Source organism: Kiloniella sp., from assembly GCF_965205715.1.
Classification (GTDB): domain Bacteria; phylum Pseudomonadota; class Alphaproteobacteria; order Kiloniellales; family Kiloniellaceae; genus Kiloniella.
In genome coordinates this window covers 1,083,269-1,102,010 of the sequence record NZ_CBDBHW010000014.1, presented here as the reverse complement: position 1 = coordinate 1,102,010, position 18,742 = coordinate 1,083,269, and the positions used below count along the sequence as shown (strand labels likewise).

General features: G+C 45.9%; 21 protein-coding genes and 1 pseudogene. 11 read left to right on the top strand and 11 right to left on the bottom strand.

Annotation, left to right across the window (positions count from 1 at the left end; translation table 11 throughout):
- The first annotated feature begins 191 nt into the window (after positions 1 to 191).
- Both ACOGW3_RS22145 and ACOGW3_RS22140 read left to right on the top strand, forming a co-directional pair.
- A complete protein-coding gene (locus tag ACOGW3_RS22145) occupies positions 192 to 1,613 on the top strand; it encodes a VOC family protein (protein WP_419904932.1) in 1,422 nt (473 codons plus the stop codon).
- Between the two features lie 48 nt (positions 1,614 to 1,661).
- Entirely contained in the window at positions 1,662 to 3,110 is a 1,449-nt protein-coding gene (locus tag ACOGW3_RS22140) for an FAD-binding oxidoreductase (RefSeq protein WP_419904931.1), read from the top strand.
- A 22-nt stretch (positions 3,111 to 3,132) separates the two neighbouring features.
- Here the strand turns inward: ACOGW3_RS22140 and ACOGW3_RS22135 are convergent, their stop codons facing one another.
- The 4 genes from ACOGW3_RS22135 to ACOGW3_RS22120 form a co-directional block, all read right to left on the bottom strand.
- Positions 3,133 to 3,909, bottom strand: a complete 777-nt coding sequence (locus ACOGW3_RS22135; protein ID WP_419904930.1) for a hypothetical protein — start codon at positions 3,907 to 3,909, stop codon at positions 3,133 to 3,135.
- Positions 3,910 to 4,026: 117 nt separating this feature from the next.
- Positions 4,027 to 4,497: a hypothetical protein gene (locus tag ACOGW3_RS22130; RefSeq protein ID WP_419904929.1), complete on the bottom strand. Its 471-nt coding sequence runs from the start codon at positions 4,495 to 4,497 to the stop codon at positions 4,027 to 4,029.
- A 76-nt stretch (positions 4,498 to 4,573) separates the two neighbouring features.
- Positions 4,574 to 5,494 (bottom strand): arginase family protein, encoded by a 921-nt coding sequence (locus tag ACOGW3_RS22125; RefSeq protein ID WP_419904928.1) that lies wholly within the window; start codon positions 5,492 to 5,494, stop codon positions 4,574 to 4,576.
- A 104-nt stretch (positions 5,495 to 5,598) separates the two neighbouring features.
- A complete protein-coding gene (locus tag ACOGW3_RS22120) occupies positions 5,599 to 6,369 on the bottom strand; it encodes a hypothetical protein (RefSeq protein WP_419904927.1) in 771 nt (256 codons plus the stop codon).
- Between the two features lie 407 nt (positions 6,370 to 6,776).
- On the opposite strand from ACOGW3_RS22120, the gene ACOGW3_RS22115 reads away from it, so the two are divergent.
- Positions 6,777 to 7,316, top strand: coding sequence for a YaeQ family protein (locus ACOGW3_RS22115; RefSeq protein ID WP_419904926.1), 540 nt, complete (start codon positions 6,777 to 6,779; stop codon positions 7,314 to 7,316).
- 100 nt (positions 7,317 to 7,416) lie between these two features.
- On the opposite strand, the gene ACOGW3_RS22110 is transcribed toward ACOGW3_RS22115, so the two are convergent.
- Positions 7,417 to 7,842 carry a GFA family protein gene (locus tag ACOGW3_RS22110; protein WP_419904925.1) on the bottom strand — a complete coding sequence of 142 codons (426 nt, stop codon included), beginning with the start codon at positions 7,840 to 7,842 and terminating at the stop codon, positions 7,417 to 7,419.
- Between the two features lie 387 nt (positions 7,843 to 8,229).
- Between ACOGW3_RS22110 and ACOGW3_RS22105 the strand changes: the two genes are divergently transcribed.
- From ACOGW3_RS22105 to ACOGW3_RS22095, 3 genes are all read left to right on the top strand, one after another.
- The gene (locus tag ACOGW3_RS22105; protein WP_419904924.1) at positions 8,230 to 8,874 is read left to right on the top strand and encodes a class I SAM-dependent methyltransferase; all 645 of its coding nucleotides are present in this window, start codon (positions 8,230 to 8,232) and stop codon (positions 8,872 to 8,874) included.
- Positions 8,875 to 9,144: 270 nt separating this feature from the next.
- Positions 9,145 to 9,468, top strand: coding sequence for a hypothetical protein (locus ACOGW3_RS22100; RefSeq protein ID WP_419904923.1), 324 nt, complete (start codon positions 9,145 to 9,147; stop codon positions 9,466 to 9,468).
- 147 nt (positions 9,469 to 9,615) lie between these two features.
- Positions 9,616 to 10,242, top strand: a complete 627-nt coding sequence (locus ACOGW3_RS22095; protein WP_419904922.1) for a tyrosine-type recombinase/integrase — start codon at positions 9,616 to 9,618, stop codon at positions 10,240 to 10,242.
- A 125-nt stretch (positions 10,243 to 10,367) separates the two neighbouring features.
- On the opposite strand, the gene ACOGW3_RS22090 is transcribed toward ACOGW3_RS22095, so the two are convergent.
- The 3 genes and pseudogenes from ACOGW3_RS22090 to ACOGW3_RS22080 all read right to left on the bottom strand — a co-directional run bounded on the left by ACOGW3_RS22090 (position 10,368) and on the right by ACOGW3_RS22080 (position 13,896).
- Positions 10,368 to 11,627 (bottom strand): LuxR C-terminal-related transcriptional regulator, encoded by a 1,260-nt coding sequence (locus ACOGW3_RS22090; protein WP_419904921.1) that lies wholly within the window; start codon positions 11,625 to 11,627, stop codon positions 10,368 to 10,370.
- Positions 11,628 to 11,686: 59 nt separating this feature from the next.
- Positions 11,687 to 12,661: pseudogene (locus tag ACOGW3_RS22085) on the bottom strand (ISL3 family transposase); the annotation flags it as partial.
- Positions 12,662 to 12,663: 2 nt separating this feature from the next.
- Complete coding sequence (locus tag ACOGW3_RS22080; protein ID WP_419901077.1) at positions 12,664 to 13,896, bottom strand: ISL3 family transposase; 1,233 nt, start codon at positions 13,894 to 13,896, stop codon at positions 12,664 to 12,666.
- On the opposite strand from ACOGW3_RS22080, the gene ACOGW3_RS22075 reads away from it, so the two are divergent.
- Positions 13,883 to 14,041: a hypothetical protein gene (locus ACOGW3_RS22075; RefSeq protein WP_419904920.1), complete on the top strand. Its 159-nt coding sequence runs from the start codon at positions 13,883 to 13,885 to the stop codon at positions 14,039 to 14,041. The genes ACOGW3_RS22080 and ACOGW3_RS22075 overlap by 14 nt on opposite strands.
- On the opposite strand, the gene ACOGW3_RS22070 is transcribed toward ACOGW3_RS22075, so the two are convergent.
- Together ACOGW3_RS22070 and ACOGW3_RS22065 are read right to left on the bottom strand one after the other, a co-directional pair.
- Positions 13,971 to 14,282, bottom strand: coding sequence for a hypothetical protein (locus ACOGW3_RS22070; RefSeq protein WP_419904919.1), 312 nt, complete (start codon positions 14,280 to 14,282; stop codon positions 13,971 to 13,973). The genes ACOGW3_RS22075 and ACOGW3_RS22070 overlap by 71 nt on opposite strands.
- Positions 14,283 to 14,356: 74 nt before the next feature.
- On the bottom strand, positions 14,357 to 15,442 hold the full coding sequence (locus ACOGW3_RS22065) for an ATP-binding protein (RefSeq protein WP_419904918.1): 1,086 nt from the start codon (positions 15,440 to 15,442) through the stop codon (positions 14,357 to 14,359).
- Positions 15,443 to 15,499: 57 nt separating this feature from the next.
- Between ACOGW3_RS22065 and ACOGW3_RS22060 the strand changes: the two genes are divergently transcribed.
- From ACOGW3_RS22060 to tnpC, 3 genes are read left to right on the top strand one after another with little or no spacing between them, the layout of a single operon-like run.
- Positions 15,500 to 15,838 (top strand): hypothetical protein, encoded by a 339-nt coding sequence (locus ACOGW3_RS22060; RefSeq protein WP_419901112.1) that lies wholly within the window; start codon positions 15,500 to 15,502, stop codon positions 15,836 to 15,838.
- Positions 15,838 to 16,200 (top strand): IS66 family insertion sequence element accessory protein TnpB, encoded by a 363-nt coding sequence (tnpB, locus tag ACOGW3_RS22055; protein ID WP_419901111.1) that lies wholly within the window; start codon positions 15,838 to 15,840, stop codon positions 16,198 to 16,200. Before ACOGW3_RS22060 ends, tnpB begins: the two co-directional genes overlap by 1 nt.
- A gap of 55 nt (positions 16,201 to 16,255) precedes the next feature.
- Positions 16,256 to 17,803: an IS66 family transposase gene (tnpC, locus tag ACOGW3_RS22050; protein ID WP_419901110.1), complete on the top strand. Its 1,548-nt coding sequence runs from the start codon at positions 16,256 to 16,258 to the stop codon at positions 17,801 to 17,803.
- On the opposite strand, the gene ACOGW3_RS22045 is transcribed toward tnpC, so the two are convergent.
- Positions 17,790 to 18,158 carry an AAA family ATPase gene (locus tag ACOGW3_RS22045; RefSeq protein WP_419904917.1) on the bottom strand — a complete coding sequence of 123 codons (369 nt, stop codon included), beginning with the start codon at positions 18,156 to 18,158 and terminating at the stop codon, positions 17,790 to 17,792. The two genes, tnpC and ACOGW3_RS22045, sit on opposite strands and share 14 nt — an antisense overlap.
- Before the next feature lie 258 nt (positions 18,159 to 18,416).
- Here ACOGW3_RS22045 and ACOGW3_RS22040 point away from each other — a divergent pair, with 258 nt between their 5' ends.
- Positions 18,417 to 18,617: a hypothetical protein gene (locus tag ACOGW3_RS22040; RefSeq protein WP_419904916.1), complete on the top strand. Its 201-nt coding sequence runs from the start codon at positions 18,417 to 18,419 to the stop codon at positions 18,615 to 18,617.
- Positions 18,618 to 18,742 lie beyond the last annotated feature (125 nt).

Here is an 18,742-nt window from a genome sequence, read left to right as displayed (position 1 = left end):
GGCTAGAGAACATATCGCCAATTCATAATATTGGGAGATAAAATAGGTATAGATCATTCATAAAACTCATCAATTGATGAAAAGATATCGTTTTTATTCGCACCTGCACAAATGCTATCTCCTGTTTTAAATAAAGGCTGTTGAACTTGGTTGCGTAAATTTCGCCCGAGTTTTGGAATGGAGATAAAGTAATGACGCTTGCTAGTAATAACGACAACTTCGTATCGAAAAATGAAATCCGTGCGCAATTCTCACAGGCGATGTCTGCGATGTATCGCGAAGAAGTACCCGCCTATGGTGAGTTGATGGAATTGGTCGCAGATACGAATGCCTCTGTTTTAGAGCGTGACGACAGCCTGCGTTCTCAACTTAGCCAAAGCAATGGTCTGGATCGCATTACCGAAGAACGCCATGGTGCCATTCGGGTCGGAACAGAGAAAGAGCTCTTTACCCTCCGTCGTCTTTTCGCGGTTATGGGGATGGAACCGGTCAGTTATTACGATCTCGCTGTTGCAGGCATTGCTGTGCATTCCACTGCTTTCCGCCCAGTGGCCGAGAGCGACCTCAACGTTAATCCATTCCGCGTGTTCACGTCTTTGCTGCGCCTGGAGTTGATCGAAGACGAAGATTTACGTGCTGCCGCCCAAGAAGTTCTCGACAACCGCGAAATTTTTACAACAGCGGCCCTTAATCTGATCGAGCGCGCTGAAAAACAAGGTGGACTGAACGGCGAAGATGCTACGCAGTTTGTCACCGAAGCGCTGGAGACTTTCCGCTGGCACAATAAAGCCAACGTTGATCTTTCACTTTATAAAAAGCTTCACGACGAGCATCGTTTGATCGCTGATATCGTCAGCTTCCACGGACCACACATTAATCACCTGACACCACGTACCCTCGATATTGATGCGGTACAGGTTGGCATGCCCAAACGCGGTATTGATCCCAAGGCTGTGATCGAAGGCCCGCCACAGCGCGATTGCCCAATCCTGCTGCGCCAGACTTCTTTTAAAGCGCTGGAGGAAAAAGTCCTTTTCAAAGCTGACAATGAATTGTGGGACGAAGGCTCACACACCGCCCGCTTTGGCGAAATCGAACAGCGGGGCATTGCGCTGACACCTAAAGGACGCACGCTGTATGATACCTTGCTCGACGATACCCGCGCCCGGGTGCGTGCTGGTGAGGGGACATACCAAGACCTCTTGGTCGAGAGCTTTAAAGCCTTCCCTGACACATACGGGGAACTTCGGGCTGAAGGTCTTGCTTTCTTCCGTTATTCATTGAGTGACAAAGGTGAAGAAATTGCGCGCTCTGTTGGCATCAGTGGATCACTTGACGGCTTGCTCGAAGCAGGTCTTCTGCGCATGGATCCGATTATATACGAAGACTTCCTACCCGTGTCTGCTGCTGGGATCTTCCAGTCCAATCTCGGGGACGGCGGGGCAGAGGTTGTTTACAGCAATCCAAGCCAGCAGTCATTTGAACAGGCTTTGGGTGCCAAGGTTTGGGATGAACTCGCGCTCTATGCCGAATTGGAACAAGCTTCGCTCAAGGCCTGTCTTGCAAGGCTATCGGAAAAAGCTCTAAAACAAGACGCTGATATCGCGGCTTAACCTCACCTAAGCGTGCAGAGCCCATAATCCACTAAGAGATGAGACCAGATGATGACTGCCCCAACCCGTGAAAACATCGACGCTTTAAAAGCAATCGTTGGCGAAAAGGGCCTGCTCGAGCCAAATGGATCTGATCTCGCGGTTTATGAAACCTGTGTGCGGTATGGGGCGGGCAAGGCTGCTTTTGTAGTGCGGCCTGCTTCCTCTACGGAAACATCCAAAGTTTTGGCCTATTGTGTGGGCCAGGATATTTCTCTGGTACCACAATCGGGCAACTCTGGCCTGGTCGGGGCTTCAACGCCGGATACATCTGGTCATCAGGGCGTGCTCAGTTTTGATCGTCTCACAGGCACAGCCGAAAATGACAAGATCATCTTTGATGAAGAAAACCGTTCGGTCACCGTTGGTGCCGGGGTGCGGTTGTCTGATCTCAATGCCTTTCTCGCGCCCAAAGGTTATGTCTTTCCCATCGATCTTGGTGCTGATCCTCGTATTGGGGGCATGATCGCCACCAACACCGGTGGCGCGCGTTTCCTGCGTTACGGCGATGTGCGCCAAAACACTCTGGGTGTTAAGGTGGTACTGGCAGATGAGGCCGGGACCGAGCTTGATTTCATGTCCGGCTTGCGCAAAGACAATACCGGCATCGACTGGAAACATTTGTTTATCGGCACCACAGGTGTGCTCGGTGTGGTGACCGAGGCGATACTTAATGTGGAACGTCTGCCACAACAATCAGCGGCCGCCCTTCTGGTGCCCCGCGACGAAGCCGCTGTTCTCAAACTGCTGTTGGAAATGGAACAGCGCTGCGATACCAATCTTACCGCTTTTGAGGGCATGTCTTCCGACGCAATGGCCGCGGCCTTTGATCATGTGCCCTCTTTGCGCAATCCGTTTCCCGGTGGCGAGTTGCCGGGTTATGTTTTGCTGGTTGAGCTCTCTCGCACCTGGGCCAAACGCGAAAGCGAACAGAGCCTGGATGAGCTCCTGGAAACTGTTCTGGCCGAGATCTGGGAAGACGAAGAAGCTCCACTCGAAAACGCCTTTATCGGTCGCCCCGAAGAAATGTGGTCCTTGCGTCATACGCTCTCAGAAGGGGTGAAACATGCAGGTAAGCTGGTGGCGTTCGATGTTTCCTTCCGCCGCGGTGATTTGATGAGGTTCCGTGCCTTTATGGCACAGGAACTGCCGAAGAAATTCCCCGATGTGCGCATCTGTGATTTCGGCCACGTCGGCGACGGCGGCCTGCACTTCAACCTGGCGATCGCCAAGGATGATACCCGGTTGGATGATGAGAGCTTTATCCCCGAGCTCCGCGCCTGGGTGGTGGAGTGCGTGGTCGATAAATACCACGGCAGCTTCTCCGCCGAACACGCCATCGGCCGTAGCAATCAGGGCTTCTATGATCTCTACACCCCAGAAAAGGTGAAAGAGCTGGCCGCAGGCCTAAAGGCACTGACATCAGCCGGGGAACTAGGTGCGGTTAAGCTGGGGTAAGCAGTGATACTTAGAGGTCGATTTAATAAGTGGGAATGTAGTAGGGGGCGCCGGTAACCATGTCCCGGTATTTGCCTTGGGTGACCAGCTGTAAAATGGCGTTTGAGAAGGTGTTGGAAAGGATGGCGCCTTCCTGATTGAGCTGGAAGGTAAAGGAGCCGCCCCAAAATTCAATAACCTCGCCGTAATGCAGCCCTTCCATAAGTCCTTGTTCTCTCAAGGTTGGGATCCAACCTGTTTGGATTATACCTGCATCCACTCTCTCCCCCAGCAGCATCTTGGGGATACTTTCATTACTGTTGGTCAGGGATTTGGTGATGTTGGCATTTTCGTCAAACTCCTTGGGGATGCCATAACCCCGGGCACTGACGGCGGTTTTGCCCTCCAGTTCCTCGATGTTGTTGAGGACGGGGTCTTCTTCTCGCGTGACGATATGGTAGCCGCCCATGATGATTGGCATGGAATAGATCGGGACGAAAGAATAGCCACTCTCCTTAAAGCGTTCGAGATCCTCGGAAATAATATAGGGCCAGATAATATCGATTTGATTGGCAAAGAACAGGTTCTGGCACCGAAGGGCCGGCGCGAACTGTAGCTCGAATTCATCCCCGGTTTTCTGGCGGACCATCTCAATGACTTCCTGATAGAAATTAAAGAGGGGCTGGGGACCTTCCTTGTCTGCAGTCATGCCACCGGGGATATCAACCGTGCAGACTTTGTAGGTTTTTGCATATACATCTGAAGAGCTTAGCGCCAAGAATAACAGCGACAAAAAGCTTAGAGGGGCTAACTTCTTCATATTTAGTCCTAAACAAAAATACTTGATAAAAGCTTATTTCTGTCAACCATACATACAATAACTTAGTGATTTAATAACGTGCAAAATTTGGTTCTATTGATGTTTGGCTATCTCTAGCTAATGAAAATTTGTGTAATATTCATCGAAATCTTGACGGCATAAGTCTTTAAATTTGACAGTATGCCGATAAAAAGAGCGATCATCTGGGCGGGTTATGATCAGAACCTCTATAATTGTCAGGTTATTCAGGTTGAATAAAAAACTGTATTCGTAATTTTTGTCGTTTGGTAAAATGTTTAAATTGATATAGGGCGGTAAAATATCAAATTCATGATACCAGGAACCACTTATTTCTAACTCGCTATTTTCGGGGCTTTGGAAATACTGTCTTATACAATCCGGCATTAAAAATTCATTTTTACCGAGAGAGATTGCACCTTTGTCGCGATCGATTTTTGCAGGTTGATACTGTTTAGGAAGCCCGACCAATTCACCATTTTTATTAATTTTGATGCGGGTATCAACATGGGCGAGAGCACGAAAGCTTATGAGTGTGAAGAGGGCAATTAGAAGTAATTTTTTAAACATTTTATACCTGGATAAGAGTATCTGGTGATTATTTCTTCTAGCAGTGTTTTTTGGGGTTAGAAGATAGTTCTCGGTGTTACTTACGCGCAAGGCATCCAACAACATTTGCGAGTATACGTCCTGCGGTGATCGCGGATATACCGTTCGGATCCAGTGAAGGCACAAATTCAATCATGTCAAAGCCAACAAGTTTGGATTTTTTGATCACGGCATCTATTAAGTCAATCGTTTGAAAATAAGATAAACCGCCTGGTGTTGGGGCAACAACGGCTGGCATGATACTGGGGTCCAAGCCATCACAATCCAAGGTTATCATGCAGTTACTATCGCTTTTCAGGTGTCTAGTTACTGCCTCTATGCCACCTTGGTGAAATTCCCTAGCCGTTATGAGCTTTGCACCCCAGTTCTGTGCAATTTCTACTTCTTCCCGGCGTGCAGAGCCGAGGCCGCGGATACCGACCTGAATAATGTTCTCAACATGATCAAACTCTGAAGCCCGTCGCATGGTACTGGAGTATCCCAGAGGCTCTCCCCGACGTTCATCCCGCCAATCAATGTGCGCATCAATCTGTATAATGGTCAGCGGTCCCAGAGGTTTGAGTGATTTGATAAAGGGAATAGGCGTTGAATCATCCCCACCCAACATCAGAGGAATTGCCCCTGTTTCCACAATCTGTGTGGTTGCTTGTCTGATCAGATCTCGATTACCTGGCCCATCCAAAGAGGACGTCTTGAGGTTCCCTGCATCAGCAACCCGAAAGTTTCCTTCCGCTAACAGAGGACCATCGAGATCAAAATCCCAATGATCTAGCCAGCGGGCGTCTTCTTGTTGGGCGTTACGCAATGTATCCGGAGCTGAAGCATAAGCAGTATTGTCAACCTCGGGATAAGGTGTGCCATGCGGTGCCCCAAAAACAACCAAGTCCGCCTCTGATATAGAGGTTTTCTTGTCTGCACCAATAAAGAGGAAATTTACAGGGTCGAAGATATTCGGCATCAATAAATCTTTCTTGATATTGGGATAAACGAACAAACAAGTGAAAGCCAAAACACAGTTATATCATTATATTGTTACAGCTTACGCGCTAAAATTTTGCCTGCTCATCGCATCTGGTAGTAATAGCGGTCCAATTCCTGTCCAGGTGATCCACATCCCAATGTGATGAGGTTATAACCATCCGATTTTAATTTTTCTGACAAGTCTCTCTGTATAAAAATACAATCCGGGCAGTAGGTCAGCCCAAAAATTTTTGAGCCATCGGGGATGATGCCAGGCCGGAAGACGATCTGGGTCGCATACTTAAGATCCGGATATCCTCTGTAGTTTCCGGAATTTGTGTTCCTAATACCCACGTCTGCGTCGGGCGGTAGCTCGACTTCGTAGGCGTTCTCGGACAGAGATGTCTCCTCCAACTGTTCCCGCCTCCACTTGAAACCAGTGCTTTCTTCGGCAATACAATCGATCTGTGTCCGTAATTTGGCTATCCAGAAGGGACCTGGATAATCAGCTTCTTTCCAGTAATGAGAATAATAATCCCGTTTCCCTGCTGTTTTGAGACGAAGTTCGATTATGGCTTGCGCGAAATCGAATTGATCCGGAAAGGCTTGGGCCAAAATCTGTTTGTTGGTTTCCTTGATCAGCCAAAAATCTTTAAAATGGTAAATGGAGCTCGGTGAGGTTTGACAATCGAAAACGAAAGTGGCGTTTTGTAGATCATCTGTAAGCTGATTACGGTAAACATCCCTCCCGGATGCTTCCCTTGCTGCTTTGGTAATATCTGGGTACTCGGGGGAGAATTCAACCAGTGGACAACCCTCATCGCCATAACCTGTATGCGCGATGAGGACATATTGTGCTTCCGGTGCCATCATCCTGTTGGTTACCTTTTTGTTTTTCCTGTTTTATTGTCCAACATATCTCTCTGGATGTGTGATGCTCAAGCCCGGAATATACTTCAATTGTTAAAAGCATGGGTGGATAGAGAAGCTACTGGACCGGATCATAAACTCTATTGGGTCGAGCTTGTGTAATTAACTCTCCTCAACTCTCCCAACGTACAAAAATGTATGCTGGTTTTTTTTCGTTCCCACTTCTTGATCGTGCCTTATTGCCTTTTATTGAGTCTAAAGAACGACATGCGTATTTATTTAATTAATGTCTGGTGTTTTCTGCTTTCACAAAGTCGCCTGACCTATTAAACATCTCTATCTTCACTATCCTGGGATAATCATGGCCCCAAAAATACTGACCTCAGAAAATCATGGAACAGAGATAATTCATGGCGCAGAAAGCCACCATTTATAAAGTTGAACTTTCCGTTGCCGATATGGATCGTCACTATTACGAGACCCATAATCTGACCGTTGCCAAACATCCTTCAGAGACGGATGAACGGTTGATGGTGCGTATTCTTAGCTTTGCGTTAAACGCCCATGAGCAATTGGAATTTACCCGGGGTCTTTCAACCGAAGACGAGCCGGACCTGTGGCAGAAAAGTCTGAGTGGCGAGATTGAACTGTGGGTGGCGTTGGGGATGCCGGGCGAGAAAATTGTGCGCCAGTCCTGTGGCAAGGCTGATAACGTGCTTATCTATTGTTATGGCGGCAGTACGGCTGAGATGTGGTGGGAGAAAATCAAAAACAGCACCACCCGATTTGATAATCTTCAGGTTACAAATTTTTCGAGAAAAGACACCAACGAACTGGGGAAACTGGCCAATCGCTCGATGAAGCTACAGGTTAATATTCAAGACGGCGATGTGATGGTCAGTGTTGATGACACCATCGTTCATGTTACCCCGGAAAAATGGAAAACTTAGCCAACTTGAAAAATGCGGAACCGCTTTGGAGCGGTTCCGGCAGGTGTGTCAAAGGCGGACAGCATGCGCTACTTGTTCGCAGAGCTCATAAATAAATCACTTATTTATAATCGCTGAGGTCTTCGGGTGCATGAAGAAGGGTGCCTTCATACTTCGTAAGGTCATCATGCATTTCAAGCCAGGGAAGTTTGCTTTCATAATTAACGTGGAAAGTCGGCTTAAAGTTATTTGGATCATCCAAAGTTGCCGCGTAAAGATGCATGCCGCCATCATAGTGTTCTGCTTCAAATCCCATGGGTGTCCCACAAGTATCACAGAAAGACCGATGAACGCCTTTGGAGCTCTCAAAAGTTTTTGGAACCTCCCCAGTCCATTTAAAATTCTTAAGGGGTACCCCAAGCCATGCAACAACGGGAGCTGCACAATTTCGGCGGCAGTCATCGCAATGGCAGTAACACGCCCACGTAACTTCACCCTGAAATTCCCAACTGGTTTTTTTGCACAAACAATGCCCTTTTGTGGTCATGCCTAACACCTCTATCGACTTAAGTTTTTTGAACTTATTTCCGCTCAGTTCATTAAACTTATTCGGATAAAGATAATTGGACTTATTCGAGCGAGACACAGTTTGTCTTTTTTAGGAGTTAAATCAGACATGCTTTAGGTCATAAAAAAGATGATAGTTACTTCCGCTTAGTGACAGGAGCAGACATTAGTGCATTGTGCAGCGAACGACAGCCTTGAGCCCAAACTGACAACCACAGTCAGGTCCGCATTGTAGACAGCACGTCGAATGTCCTAAGGTGGTTTGCAGGGGGCAAACAGGATCACCGATCAGAAGAACGCGTAGAAGTAAGTCCTCTGGCACTCATCGGGAGCGCCACACAGCTCTGAATTTTATGGAAGCCGCACGATGAGTAAGCCGAAAGAGTTCTGGGATAAATCTGCCGACAACTACGACCGGACCGAAGAGCGATTTGAACATATCCATCAAACATCAAGGGAATGCGCAAAGAGGCACCTCAGGGAAAGCGATGTTGTTTTGGATTATGGGTGCGGAACAGGCACGACAGCTTGTGAACTAGCCAGCCATGTCAGAGAAATTCAAGGCATTGATATTGCGGGCAGAATGATTGAACTTTCAAAGAAAAAAGCAGCTGCAAATGGCGTTGGTAACGTCAGCTTTGCGCAGGCTGATATTTTTGATGAAAGGTATAGTAAGGGCTCGTTTGATGTCATTTTAGCTTTCAACATGCTCCATACCGTGCCTGATCCGCAACGCGTCGTGCGGAGGATACATGAACTTCTAAAGCCTGAGGGGAGTTTTATTTCTGTAACGCCGTGCTTACGGGATAAGATGTCTCTTATTGTAAGCGCCCAAATTCAGCTTGTTCGTCTACTGTGTTGGCTTGGGATCATTCCTGTCCCGATCCGACGGCTGCAAAGCTCTGACTTGGATGAGTTGGTAAGTGGCGGTGACTTTCGAGCTGCGGAAACACAGAAAATATTTTCGGGGGCCTCTAGCTACTTTATTGCAGCCAAGAAGAACGCAAATTGAGTTTTACCAGCAGGCCGAAAGGCTACTTTGTCATGTTGAACACACCGCCAGAGCTGCCGTTAACACACAGAGCCGCCATGTTTGCTAGGGTTGGTTCCAGCCCCTTAGTGCCATTAGCGGACATGGCCGTTGAGGCACAATTAACGACAATAGCCTCTCTTTATACCAACCAGACGTTTACGCTTTTATAACCCTATGTTGTTGTGTGAGGATGCTTACAGTTTAACCATTCCACCAAGATGGAATCTTGTAGATAAGCTAGGGAAATGCATGTTTGACATATTCAAGAAAAAGGAAGCCGAGTGGCCTTTTGACCAACCCAGAAATTGTGCTGTTTTTACAATTAGGCAGATCGTTGAGGGCGAGTGCACTATTCAAGTGGTGTATCACGACTTGGAAGATGATGGTTGGCAATTCTTGAGCAATATTGAATACAGCATGGATGATGCAAAATTAGTTAGTTTAGAAGAGATCACTAAAATTGATCCTAGTGTTTTCAAGGTTGCCAATATTCAACCTGGTTTTCACGCTTGGAGAAGTGCTGTAGGAGAAGAGTGGACTATTGTTCAAACTCCTCCCGAAATTGAAGAGTAAAACTAACAAGCGATTAATGTCGCGTGACTTAAAAGCTACCACACTTAGTGCCATAAACGGACATTTGGGTATTTAATAATCTGGCCAAAGTTCGTGTATTATAAGCACTGAAATATACTGGTTCTCTCAATAACAAGAGGATCAGTCATGTTAAATTTATCTCAGAAATCAATCCGGTCAATACCTTGGAATAAAGGAAAACTGGTCGGTCAGAAACCGCCTTTAAAGGTACAAGAGGTCTGGTCTATCCGTATCCGACTACAGATAGCTAATCGCATCAGAGATCTTGCTCTCTTCAACCTAGCCGTTGATAGTAAATTACGTAGCTGTGACCTGGTTAAGCTCAAAGTTTATAACGTTACTCAGGGCTCAACCATCATGACACGTGCCATGGTGTTGCAGCAGAAAACACAACGCCCAGTGCAATTTGAAATCACTAAACAAACTCGGAAATCCCTCTTGAAATGGATAGAATACGCACAGTTGTCAGGCCAAGACTATCTATTCAGAAGCCGTATAAATCACTCAACACATATGACGACAAGACAATATGCAAGAATAGTCAAATCCTGGGTTTCAGAAATTGATCTCGACCCTAAAATGTATGGCACTCATTCACTTCGTAGAACCAAGGCGACCATCATCTATAGACGGACTAAAAATATAAGAGCAGTTCAGCTATTACTTGGACATACAAAGCTAGAAAGTACCGTACGATACCTAGGTATAGAAGTAGATGATGCCTTGGAATTAGCTGAACAAACAGAGGTTTAAATTATCTCCGTTGGTATAAATATCAATCTAGGCAATAACGGGTTTATGCTATGCACTAGGCAATTGTTAAAAGTAAAATATTTGAAATTAAGTTTATTTATCAGCCGGGTATTATTTCTGGTTAACTACTCTACAGTGGACCGTTGAGGAGCAAGCCATGGTTCACTTTGAACTCTCAACATTGCTCCCAATCTATTTGGAACATTTAGTTTACTTAGGATAGATGAGACATGGTTCTCGATTGTTCGTTGTGATCTCGATAGAAGTTTGGAAATTTCGCGATTAGATACACCATCTAAAATAAATCCAAGGATTTCTTGCTCTTTGCTTGTCAGGCCAATGGGGTGCTGTCGGGATATTTTGTACGGTCCTCGTCTTGAGCGAGGTAGCATGTTTAGTAGACCAAACTCCTCTGCCTTGCTTCGGATCATAGAAAGTCCGGTTTTTGCCTCCATTGTCTCAAGAATTTTATAGGCTTTTGGGAGAGCTTCTATGGCTTCATCTTTACCTACCTGCATTAGGCTTAACGCAGCATTGTACGGTAAACCTAAGGACTGCCATTTATTTGCGGCTTCAGTAAACTTTCCTTTAAGTTCCAGTGTATAAGGCTCGGGCAGAGATAGAGACGTATTATAGGGTAAATCAAAACCAAAACGTCGGATCCAGACAGCGATTTCACCGGCACTCCAATGATCTATCTTTGAATCGTCAAGCTCAGTAAGAAACTTTAATTGCTGATAAGCCGCATCGTCGTTTTTATGCAGCCATGCCGCCTCAACTGCACATAAACGAGCTGGAATTATGTATTGTAATTCATCCGTAGAGAAAGCATTTTCAATAGCTTGATTGAGTGTCTTTTTGTAATTTGGTCGGTTGAGGCGTAGCTGTACCCGCGCCAAAACGCTGAGTGCTGGTAATTTCATAAGTAGGGTTAACTTATCAAGTCCGAGAACGCCCTGGGCAATTGTTTCAGCATCCCGAAGACGACCTTGCTCCATCCTTAGTTGAGCAAGAATACCGATAAGATAATATGTCCATGAATCAAGGTCGTATCGAGTATCGAAAGCGATACCATCGGCGATGAACTTTTCTGCTAATTCCAATTTTTTGTATTTTACACAATAGTCAGACATGTTGGTGTAAACACGTGCAGCGTGTTCATGGAAGCCAAGCTCTAAAGATAGACTGAGACTTGTTTGTAAGTGTGCTTCACCTTCTTCATTTCCGCGTAACACCATTGCCGAACCAATATTGTTCAACGCATGAATTCTGACTTCAACGTTTGGGTGTTGTTTTTCTAGCTCCAGAGCATGGTTTCCCCATTTTACAGCCTCATCCATGTGATCATTCAGCATGTTAAATTGAGATTTGAGGGAATAGGCCATAGCCCGTTCACAAGAGGACGGTATACTTTCTAGGCACTTCTCCGCTTTGTTGAGTAGATTTAGGATTTCAAATAGAGCATAGATTGATTATCTGGAATGGATGATTGTCTAATTTTGAGTTTGAAGTATTCGGTATCCTTGATGCCTCTGGCTCGCTTACGGATCATTCCTATACTGACATTACCAGCCTCTATCCTGGCGCTTGTGAGCTTGTGTTTGGCGTAGTTGCAGATGCCCACACAATGTTTCCGTAGGGATTTCGCGAACTTTTTTAGATAGAGCATCTGTGACTGATCTGCTATCAGGCACCAACGTTCCAGTTGCTCCGCCATCGCCTCAAATGAAGCGGCACTCCACAGCAGCTGAAGCTGTTCTTTCAAGACGTAAAGTGCATTCAGGTTGCTATTGCTCTCCAGCAACCTTTGCAGCTTGTCACTTTGTTTTTCACTCAACTTATCCGCATTTTTGAGCAACAGATAATGTGTCCCTTTCATCAACTCTTTACCACTTGGATCGGCCTTTCTGAACTCAAGTCGACGCTGATTATGGATAGCTTTGCTGTAGTTTTTCATGACGTGGAAACGGTCAAATACTATGTCGGCCAACGGCAAGGACTCTCTGACAGCCTTTTGGTAGGCAGGCCCCATATCCATCGCTACGGCCTTTATTTTGCAGGCTGTATCTGGTTGCAGTTGTTTCAAAAACCTTGAAAAAACCTCGGCAGTTCGGCCTGCTTCAACCCAGATCAGATGACCGCCAACCATATCGTAGACCACCGTCATGTAGTCATGACCTTTCGCCCGGGCAACTTCATCTACACCAATATATTCCAAGCCAGTTAGCTCTGCAGGATCAAGCGTAGGGAGAGTTTCAATAAGGTATGCCCTGTCGATATTCTTGACCGTTTCCCATCGTATATCCAAATGTCTGGAAACCGCTTGAATAGACATATGCCGACATAATCCACTGATCAGTCGGCAAAATCGGTGAGTGAAACGGCACCCTTTATGGCTCTTCTCCGCTTTGTTGAGTAGATTTAGGATTTCAAATAGAGCATAGATTGATTATCTGGAATGGATGATTGTCTAATTTTGAGTTTGAAGTATTCGGTATCCTTGATGCCTCTGGCTCGCTTACGGATCATTCCTATACTGACATTACCAGCCTCTATCCTGGCGCTTGTGAGCTTGTGTTTGGCGTAGTTGCAGATGCCCACACAATGTTTCCGTAGGGATTTCGCGAACTTTTTTAGATAGAGCATCTGTGACTGATCTGCTATCAGGCACCAACGTTCCAGTTGCTCCGCCATCGCCTCAAATGAAGCGGCACTCCACAGCAGCTGAAGCTGTTCTTTCAAGACGTAAAGTGCATTCAGGTTGCTATTGCTCTCCAGCAACCTTTGCAGCTTGTCACTTTGTTTTTCACTCAACTTATCCGCATTTTTGAGCAACAGATAATGTGTCCCTTTCATCAACTCTTTACCACTTGGATCGGCCTTTCTGAACTCAAGTCGACGCTGATTATGGATAGCTTTGCTGTAGTTTTTCATGACGTGGAAACGGTCAAATACTATGTCGGCCAACGGCAAGGACTCTCTGACAGCCTTTTGGTAGGCAGGCCCCATATCCATCGCTACGGCCTTTATTTTGCAGGCTGTATCTGGTTGCAGTTGTTTCAAAAACCTTGAAAAAACCTCGGCAGTTCGGCCTGCTTCAACCCAGATCAGATGACCGCCAACCATATCGTAGACCACCGTCATGTAGTCATGACCTTTCGCCCGGGCAACTTCATCTACACCAATATATTCCAAGCCAGTTAGCTCTGCAGGATCAAGCGTAGGGAGAGTTTCAATAAGGTATGCCCTGTCGATATTCTTGACCGTTTCCCATCGTATATCCAAATGTCTGGAAACCGCTTGAATAGACATATGCCGACATAATCCACTGATCAGTCGGCAAAATCGGTGAGTGAAACGGCACCCTTTATCAACAAAATCACACCCCTCAATGCGGCGTTCGCCCTTGTTAATATAAACCTGCGCCAGCTCAATCTCGACCACACAAGGATACCCAAAAAGGGGGATGTCGTTTACTTGTCGGCGGACATGCTGGTTGATGCTTCCCTTCTGGCCTGTAGCAGGGTCTATAGCCCTCCTACGCGCGTCTCGGCTGCAGTGAATGACAATCTTAACACCGCCGTCATCCAGTTTAATTTCATTTACACGTTGCCCTTTGAGGCCTAAAATATGCTGCGAGATGTTGATTGTCATATACCTGCTCTATGTAAAGTTATCAGAAACCATACATATCAACAGGTTACTTGGCGGTCGGCATCTTTTTCTACTCAACAAAGCGGAGAAGAGCCCCCTTTATCAACAAAATCACACCCCTCAATGCGGCGTTCGCCCTTGTTAATATAAACCTGCGCCAGCTCAATCTCGACCACACAAGGATACCCAAAAAGGGGGATGTCGTTTACTTGTCGGCGGACATGCTGGTTGATGCTTCCCTTCTGGCCTGTAGCAGGGTCTATAGCCCTCCTACGCGCGTCTCGGCTGCAGTGAATGACAATCTTAACACCGCCGTCATCCAGTTTAATTTCATTTACACGTTGCCCTTTGAGGCCTAAAATATGCTGCGAGATGTTGATTGTCATATACCTGCTCTATGTAAAGTTATCAGAAACCATACATATCAACAGGTTACTTGGCGGTCGGCATCTTTTTCTACTCAACAAAGCGGAGAAGAGCCACTTTCTAACACTTTTATTGCTTCGTTGGAGAAATGTCCCGCTTCAGCGGCCTCACCGCGATACCAGTGAAGCCTTGATAACCAACGCAAGTTCTCACCAACTTTGTCTTTGCGATCAAGCGCTCGCCATAAAGTAATCGCATGCCGCCGAGCTTCGATAACTTCATCATCAATTTGTAGTGCGAGACCCGTTTCATAGGCCCAATCGTCATAGAGCTGGGCAGCAAGCTCTGTAGGGGCTTCATCGACAAAGCGTAGTGCCGTCGCAAGATAAGAGGCAGCCTCTTGATGTGCCCCGAGATCCGCTGCATTTTTTGCAGCCATTGGGGCATATCTTAAAACACGCGACCCATCAAGAGCCCCAGCCGCATGATGAACTAGTGAACCAATATTATTGTCGTTGCACTGCTCCAGCGCTGTGACAATTTCGCTGTGAAGTATTTTTTGTTGGTTGACTGAAACACGCGCCAATGTGCCAAGGCGTGCGAGTTCATGACGAAAGCGAAAATCACCATGGCTATCGATAACGAGGAAGTTACGGTCAACACATGCCATCGCAAAGGTCTCACCAGTTGGGCCACATAAATTATCGACCAGTTCTTGAGATATGGCGTGTGGGATCAAACTTATTGTTTCTAGGAAATTACGCTCTTGTTGGCCAAGGCGAATGAGGCGGGCATTGATGGCATCCCGCACAGAAGCTGGCAGTGACTTATCAATTTGATCATCGGTCTCAAGTAATTCCGTCACAAAGAATGGGTTACCTGCGGTAATTTCATGCAGCTTGGCGAAATCATGTTTGGAGCAAGGGGCGAGCTGGGTAATGCCTTCTTCTGTTAGGGGTTCAACGATGATCCGTTTGGTGTGTGCAGATGGCAAGACATCTAAAACTGGCCGTAAAGGGTGCTGATCATTAATTTCATCATCCCTGAAACTTATGATCAGGAGGCAATTTAAAAATGAGATCCGGCGTCCTAAAAACCTGAACAGATCTAGTGTTGCGTTATCTGCCCAATGTACATCTTCAAATACCAATATTATCGGTGAGCGTGACGTTAACCGCATCTGTTTGAGCTAATGAATAATGGTTATGCTTCATTTTTCTTTTGAATGGAGCGTTTAATGTCAGCAATTGAGAACGATTTATCGCGAACAGAATTCCATTGGCTTGAGCATGCGCGTTCGTGTGAGTTAAACGGGGTGGGCATGAAAGCTTATGCCGAGGCACACGATCTTGACCTGAAGGATTTTTATCATCAAAAGGGGGAGCTTGTTAAGCGGGGTCTTTTTGTTGTTTCTAGTCGAGATGAAAATTTACACAAGATTGTAAATGGTTCAGCTGATGGCCCAGGCTTATTGTATTGTCAGGTTTGCCTTCGTAACGGGCTAGAAGTCAAATGGCCTGTTTCGGGGAGAACATCGGATTTAACATCTATTGTAGATGCACTTGAAGGTCTGTGATGCGGCGGCCTTCAGATGCTTTGCCCGTCATTTATCTTTGCGCAAATCCCGTTGATTTTCGTCGCGGCATAAATGGTTTGTCGATGCTTGTTGACGACATCCTCAGCCTTGATCCATTCTCTGGCTACCTCTTTGTTTTTTCTAATCGTCTAAGCAACAAGGTCAAGTTACTTTACTGGGAGAAAAACGGATTTTGTTTGTGGCAAAAGAGCCTTGAAAAAGATCGGTTTCATTGGCCACGACACTTGAGCAAAGGAGCCCGTATAGAGCTCAGTGGTCGCCAATTGAACTGGTTGCTGGATGGTGTTGACCTCCGTCATGTGAAAGAGCATAAGCCTGTAAATTATTCGGAGATATATTAAATATTTACAGCACTTTATACTGTTTTGAAGAGTATAAATTTGGTATACTTCGGCTATGTCAAAAGCGCCCATTTCTTTCCCTGAAAGCCTTGAAGAATCACGTATTTTAATAGGTGGTCTTCATGCGCGTATTGATATTCTTGAAGAGCAAAACAGATTATTGCGTCATCAGCAGTTTGCCGCTTCCAGTGAGAAGACATCCCCGCAAGAGCAAGGTCTCTTGTTTGATGAAGCAGAGGAAGCGGCTGAGGACGACACAGGGGCAGAAGACGATGATAAAGAGATCAAAGTTCCAGCTCATACCCGTAAAAGGGGTGGACGCCGCTCTTTGTCAAAAGACTTGCCCCGTGTGCGGATTGAACACGATATCCCCGAAGAAGAAAAGATTTGCGCTTGCGGATGTGGTCTTATGGCCAGAATTGGGGAAGAAGTCACCGAACAATTGGATATAATTCCGGCTAAAATGCAGGTTCTTCAGCATGTGCGTTTCAAATACGCCTGTAAATCATGCGAAGAAGGCGTAACAATCGCGCCCTTGCCACCACAGCCCATCCCCAAAAGCATCGCTTCTGCTGGACTTCTTGCTTATGTGGTAACGGGAAAGTATGTGGATGGCCTGCCTCTCTATCGTATGGTACCTGTTCTGAACCGCTCCGGTGTGGAGTTTAACCGTACATTACTCTCGCGGTGGGTGATCAAATGTGGTGATCTTGTTCAGCCCCTGATTAATCTGTTTACCGACCATCTCCTAAACTACGATATCATTGCCATGGATGAGACTGGCGTTCAGGTCTTGAAAGAACCTGGGAAAAAACCTCAAAGCAAATCCTACATGTGGGGGCAAAAAGGAGGCCCTCCGGACCAGCCAGTGATCCTGTTCCACTACGATCCCTCCAGGGCGGAGGATGTGGCAAGGCGATTGTTGGAAGGTTACACTGGGTATCTTGTTAGTGATGGATATCAGGTCTATCTGAATGTGACATCCGACAGCACAATCATCGGCGTCGGATGCATGGCTCACGCCCGGCGTAAGTTCAATGATGTCATCAAGGCACGGAAGAAGTCCAAAAGGCGAAAACCCGGCCTTGCCGATCATGCCATGGAGGCCATCAGAGCTTTGTACCGCATTGAAAAGCTCGCAAAAAACATGAGCGATAACGAACGTCGGCTATTACGCAAGGAAAAGGCCAAACCAATCCTTAAAGACTTGAGAGAGTGGATTACCAAGGTCAAATCGTCGGTGCCGCCGACATCGTTACTTGGCAAGGCTTTGCACTACATTGATAAGCAGTGGCCTCGGCTCATTCGCTACCTTGATGATGGCCGCTTGCCAATTGATAACAATGAAATGGAGCGCGTAATTAAGCCGTTTGTAATAGGAAGGAAAAATTGGCTGTTCTCAAAATCCCAAAATGGTGCCAAGGCCAGTGCAAATCTTTACTCTATCGTCGAGACCGCCAAGGCTAACGGGATCGAGCCATATTCATATCTTCGACACATTTTTACCCAATTACCTAAAGCAAAAACCGTCGAAGACTTTGAAGCTCTGCTGCCCTGGAACGTCAACAGAAACAACGTAACACCTTACATCATGCAAAAATAGGTGCGGTTAACGTCACGCTCACTATTATCGGTTGAGTTGCATTCTCTAAAGCATCGTGGAAGGCCGAAAAAATAGTTGAAGGAGGGGCCCCATTTTCAAGGAGATGATGGACTTTTTCAGAAAAATTAGCGGCAAAATCATAAAGCGGTCCGAAGGGACGAGGGGTGAACAGCGGGTCACATCCACTCCAAAGAATTTCGTATTGCTGATCGAGTGTTCGCTTAATCTCTTCCAACAATGAGGTCTTACCTATACCGGCTTCGCCACTGACTAAGGCGATGTTACCGTTGCCATTATTGAGCTGGTTGGCAGCGACTGTTAGGTTAGCGATCGCATTTTCTCGTTCAATCAACATACTCAATATTTCTCTTTGGTTATTTTTCTATGGTTCTACTGTTCGGCCGACTAGTTTTTAACTTGAAAACTGTTCTTTAGGAGGAAAGACATGGATAGGGGAGTTGAAAACTAGGTATGGTTTATTGAAATATGAGTATGCCTACTCATGATTTTAATAGCAAATTTAATTACAACTTTATAATTAACGCCCCAAAAGCACTGGAGAACAAGCTTTCGTGGGGTGAAATAATTATAAAATAGGCCTCGGGGGATCATTATGTTTGGAAATGCAGAAGACCTGGAAGGTGATGTTTTGCGAAGTAAAGATGAAGAAAGTTCGTCTGCAGAGCTCAAATTAACATTATCCAACGCAGATCAGGCTGAAATTAAAATAAGAAGTATTGATAAAGTTCTTTCTTCCTCAGAACAAGAACTACAGATCAATAGGTTACTTAGTCACATGAGATTGGGCCCATAATTAAGCTTAGTTTTACCCGTATTGGGCCTGATCGTAGTGTTAAGAAGAAATTTTTGAATTCGTCTTCTTAGACCGATCGACAGTTAATATTCCCAAAAAGTACCCCAAAAATATCCTGACATTAT

What these genes read in the sequence shown, in the direction of transcription:
- ACOGW3_RS22075 (WP_419904920.1), top strand. Translation starts at nt 13,883, where the DNA reads ATGTTGATTGTCATATACCTGCTCTATGTAAAGTTATCAGAAACCATA.
- ACOGW3_RS22045 (WP_419904917.1), bottom strand. Translation starts at nt 18,158, where the DNA reads ATGTTGATTGAACGAGAAAATGCGATCGCTAACCTAACAGTCGCTGCC.
- ACOGW3_RS22120 (WP_419904927.1), bottom strand. Translation starts at nt 6,369, where the DNA reads ATGATGGCACCGGAAGCACAATATGTCCTCATCGCGCATACAGGTTAT.
- ACOGW3_RS22130 (WP_419904929.1), bottom strand. Translation starts at nt 4,497, where the DNA reads ATGTTTAAAAAATTACTTCTAATTGCCCTCTTCACACTCATAAGCTTT.
- ACOGW3_RS22065 (WP_419904918.1), bottom strand. Translation starts at nt 15,442, where the DNA reads ATGCGGTTAACGTCACGCTCACCGATAATATTGGTATTTGAAGATGTA.
- ACOGW3_RS22060 (WP_419901112.1), top strand. Translation starts at nt 15,500, where the DNA reads ATGTCAGCAATTGAGAACGATTTATCGCGAACAGAATTCCATTGGCTT.
- ACOGW3_RS22080 (WP_419901077.1), bottom strand. Translation starts at nt 13,896, where the DNA reads ATGACAATCAACATCTCGCAGCATATTTTAGGCCTCAAAGGGCAACGT.
- ACOGW3_RS22090 (WP_419904921.1), bottom strand. Translation starts at nt 11,627, where the DNA reads ATGGCCTATTCCCTCAAATCTCAATTTAACATGCTGAATGATCACATG.
- ACOGW3_RS22070 (WP_419904919.1), bottom strand. Translation starts at nt 14,282, where the DNA reads ATGACAATCAACATCTCGCAGCATATTTTAGGCCTCAAAGGGCAACGT.
- ACOGW3_RS22145 (WP_419904932.1), top strand. Translation starts at nt 192, where the DNA reads ATGACGCTTGCTAGTAATAACGACAACTTCGTATCGAAAAATGAAATC.
- tnpC (WP_419901110.1), top strand. Translation starts at nt 16,256, where the DNA reads ATGTCAAAAGCGCCCATTTCTTTCCCTGAAAGCCTTGAAGAATCACGT.
- tnpB (WP_419901111.1), top strand. Translation starts at nt 15,838, where the DNA reads ATGCGGCGGCCTTCAGATGCTTTGCCCGTCATTTATCTTTGCGCAAAT.
- ACOGW3_RS22125 (WP_419904928.1), bottom strand. Translation starts at nt 5,494, where the DNA reads ATGCCGAATATCTTCGACCCTGTAAATTTCCTCTTTATTGGTGCAGAC.
- ACOGW3_RS22100 (WP_419904923.1), top strand. Translation starts at nt 9,145, where the DNA reads ATGTTTGACATATTCAAGAAAAAGGAAGCCGAGTGGCCTTTTGACCAA.
- ACOGW3_RS22115 (WP_419904926.1), top strand. Translation starts at nt 6,777, where the DNA reads ATGGCGCAGAAAGCCACCATTTATAAAGTTGAACTTTCCGTTGCCGAT.
- ACOGW3_RS22095 (WP_419904922.1), top strand. Translation starts at nt 9,616, where the DNA reads ATGTTAAATTTATCTCAGAAATCAATCCGGTCAATACCTTGGAATAAA.
- ACOGW3_RS22105 (WP_419904924.1), top strand. Translation starts at nt 8,230, where the DNA reads ATGAGTAAGCCGAAAGAGTTCTGGGATAAATCTGCCGACAACTACGAC.
- ACOGW3_RS22135 (WP_419904930.1), bottom strand. Translation starts at nt 3,909, where the DNA reads ATGAAGAAGTTAGCCCCTCTAAGCTTTTTGTCGCTGTTATTCTTGGCG.
- ACOGW3_RS22110 (WP_419904925.1), bottom strand. Translation starts at nt 7,842, where the DNA reads ATGACCACAAAAGGGCATTGTTTGTGCAAAAAAACCAGTTGGGAATTT.
- ACOGW3_RS22040 (WP_419904916.1), top strand. Translation starts at nt 18,417, where the DNA reads ATGTTTGGAAATGCAGAAGACCTGGAAGGTGATGTTTTGCGAAGTAAA.
- ACOGW3_RS22140 (WP_419904931.1), top strand. Translation starts at nt 1,662, where the DNA reads ATGATGACTGCCCCAACCCGTGAAAACATCGACGCTTTAAAAGCAATC.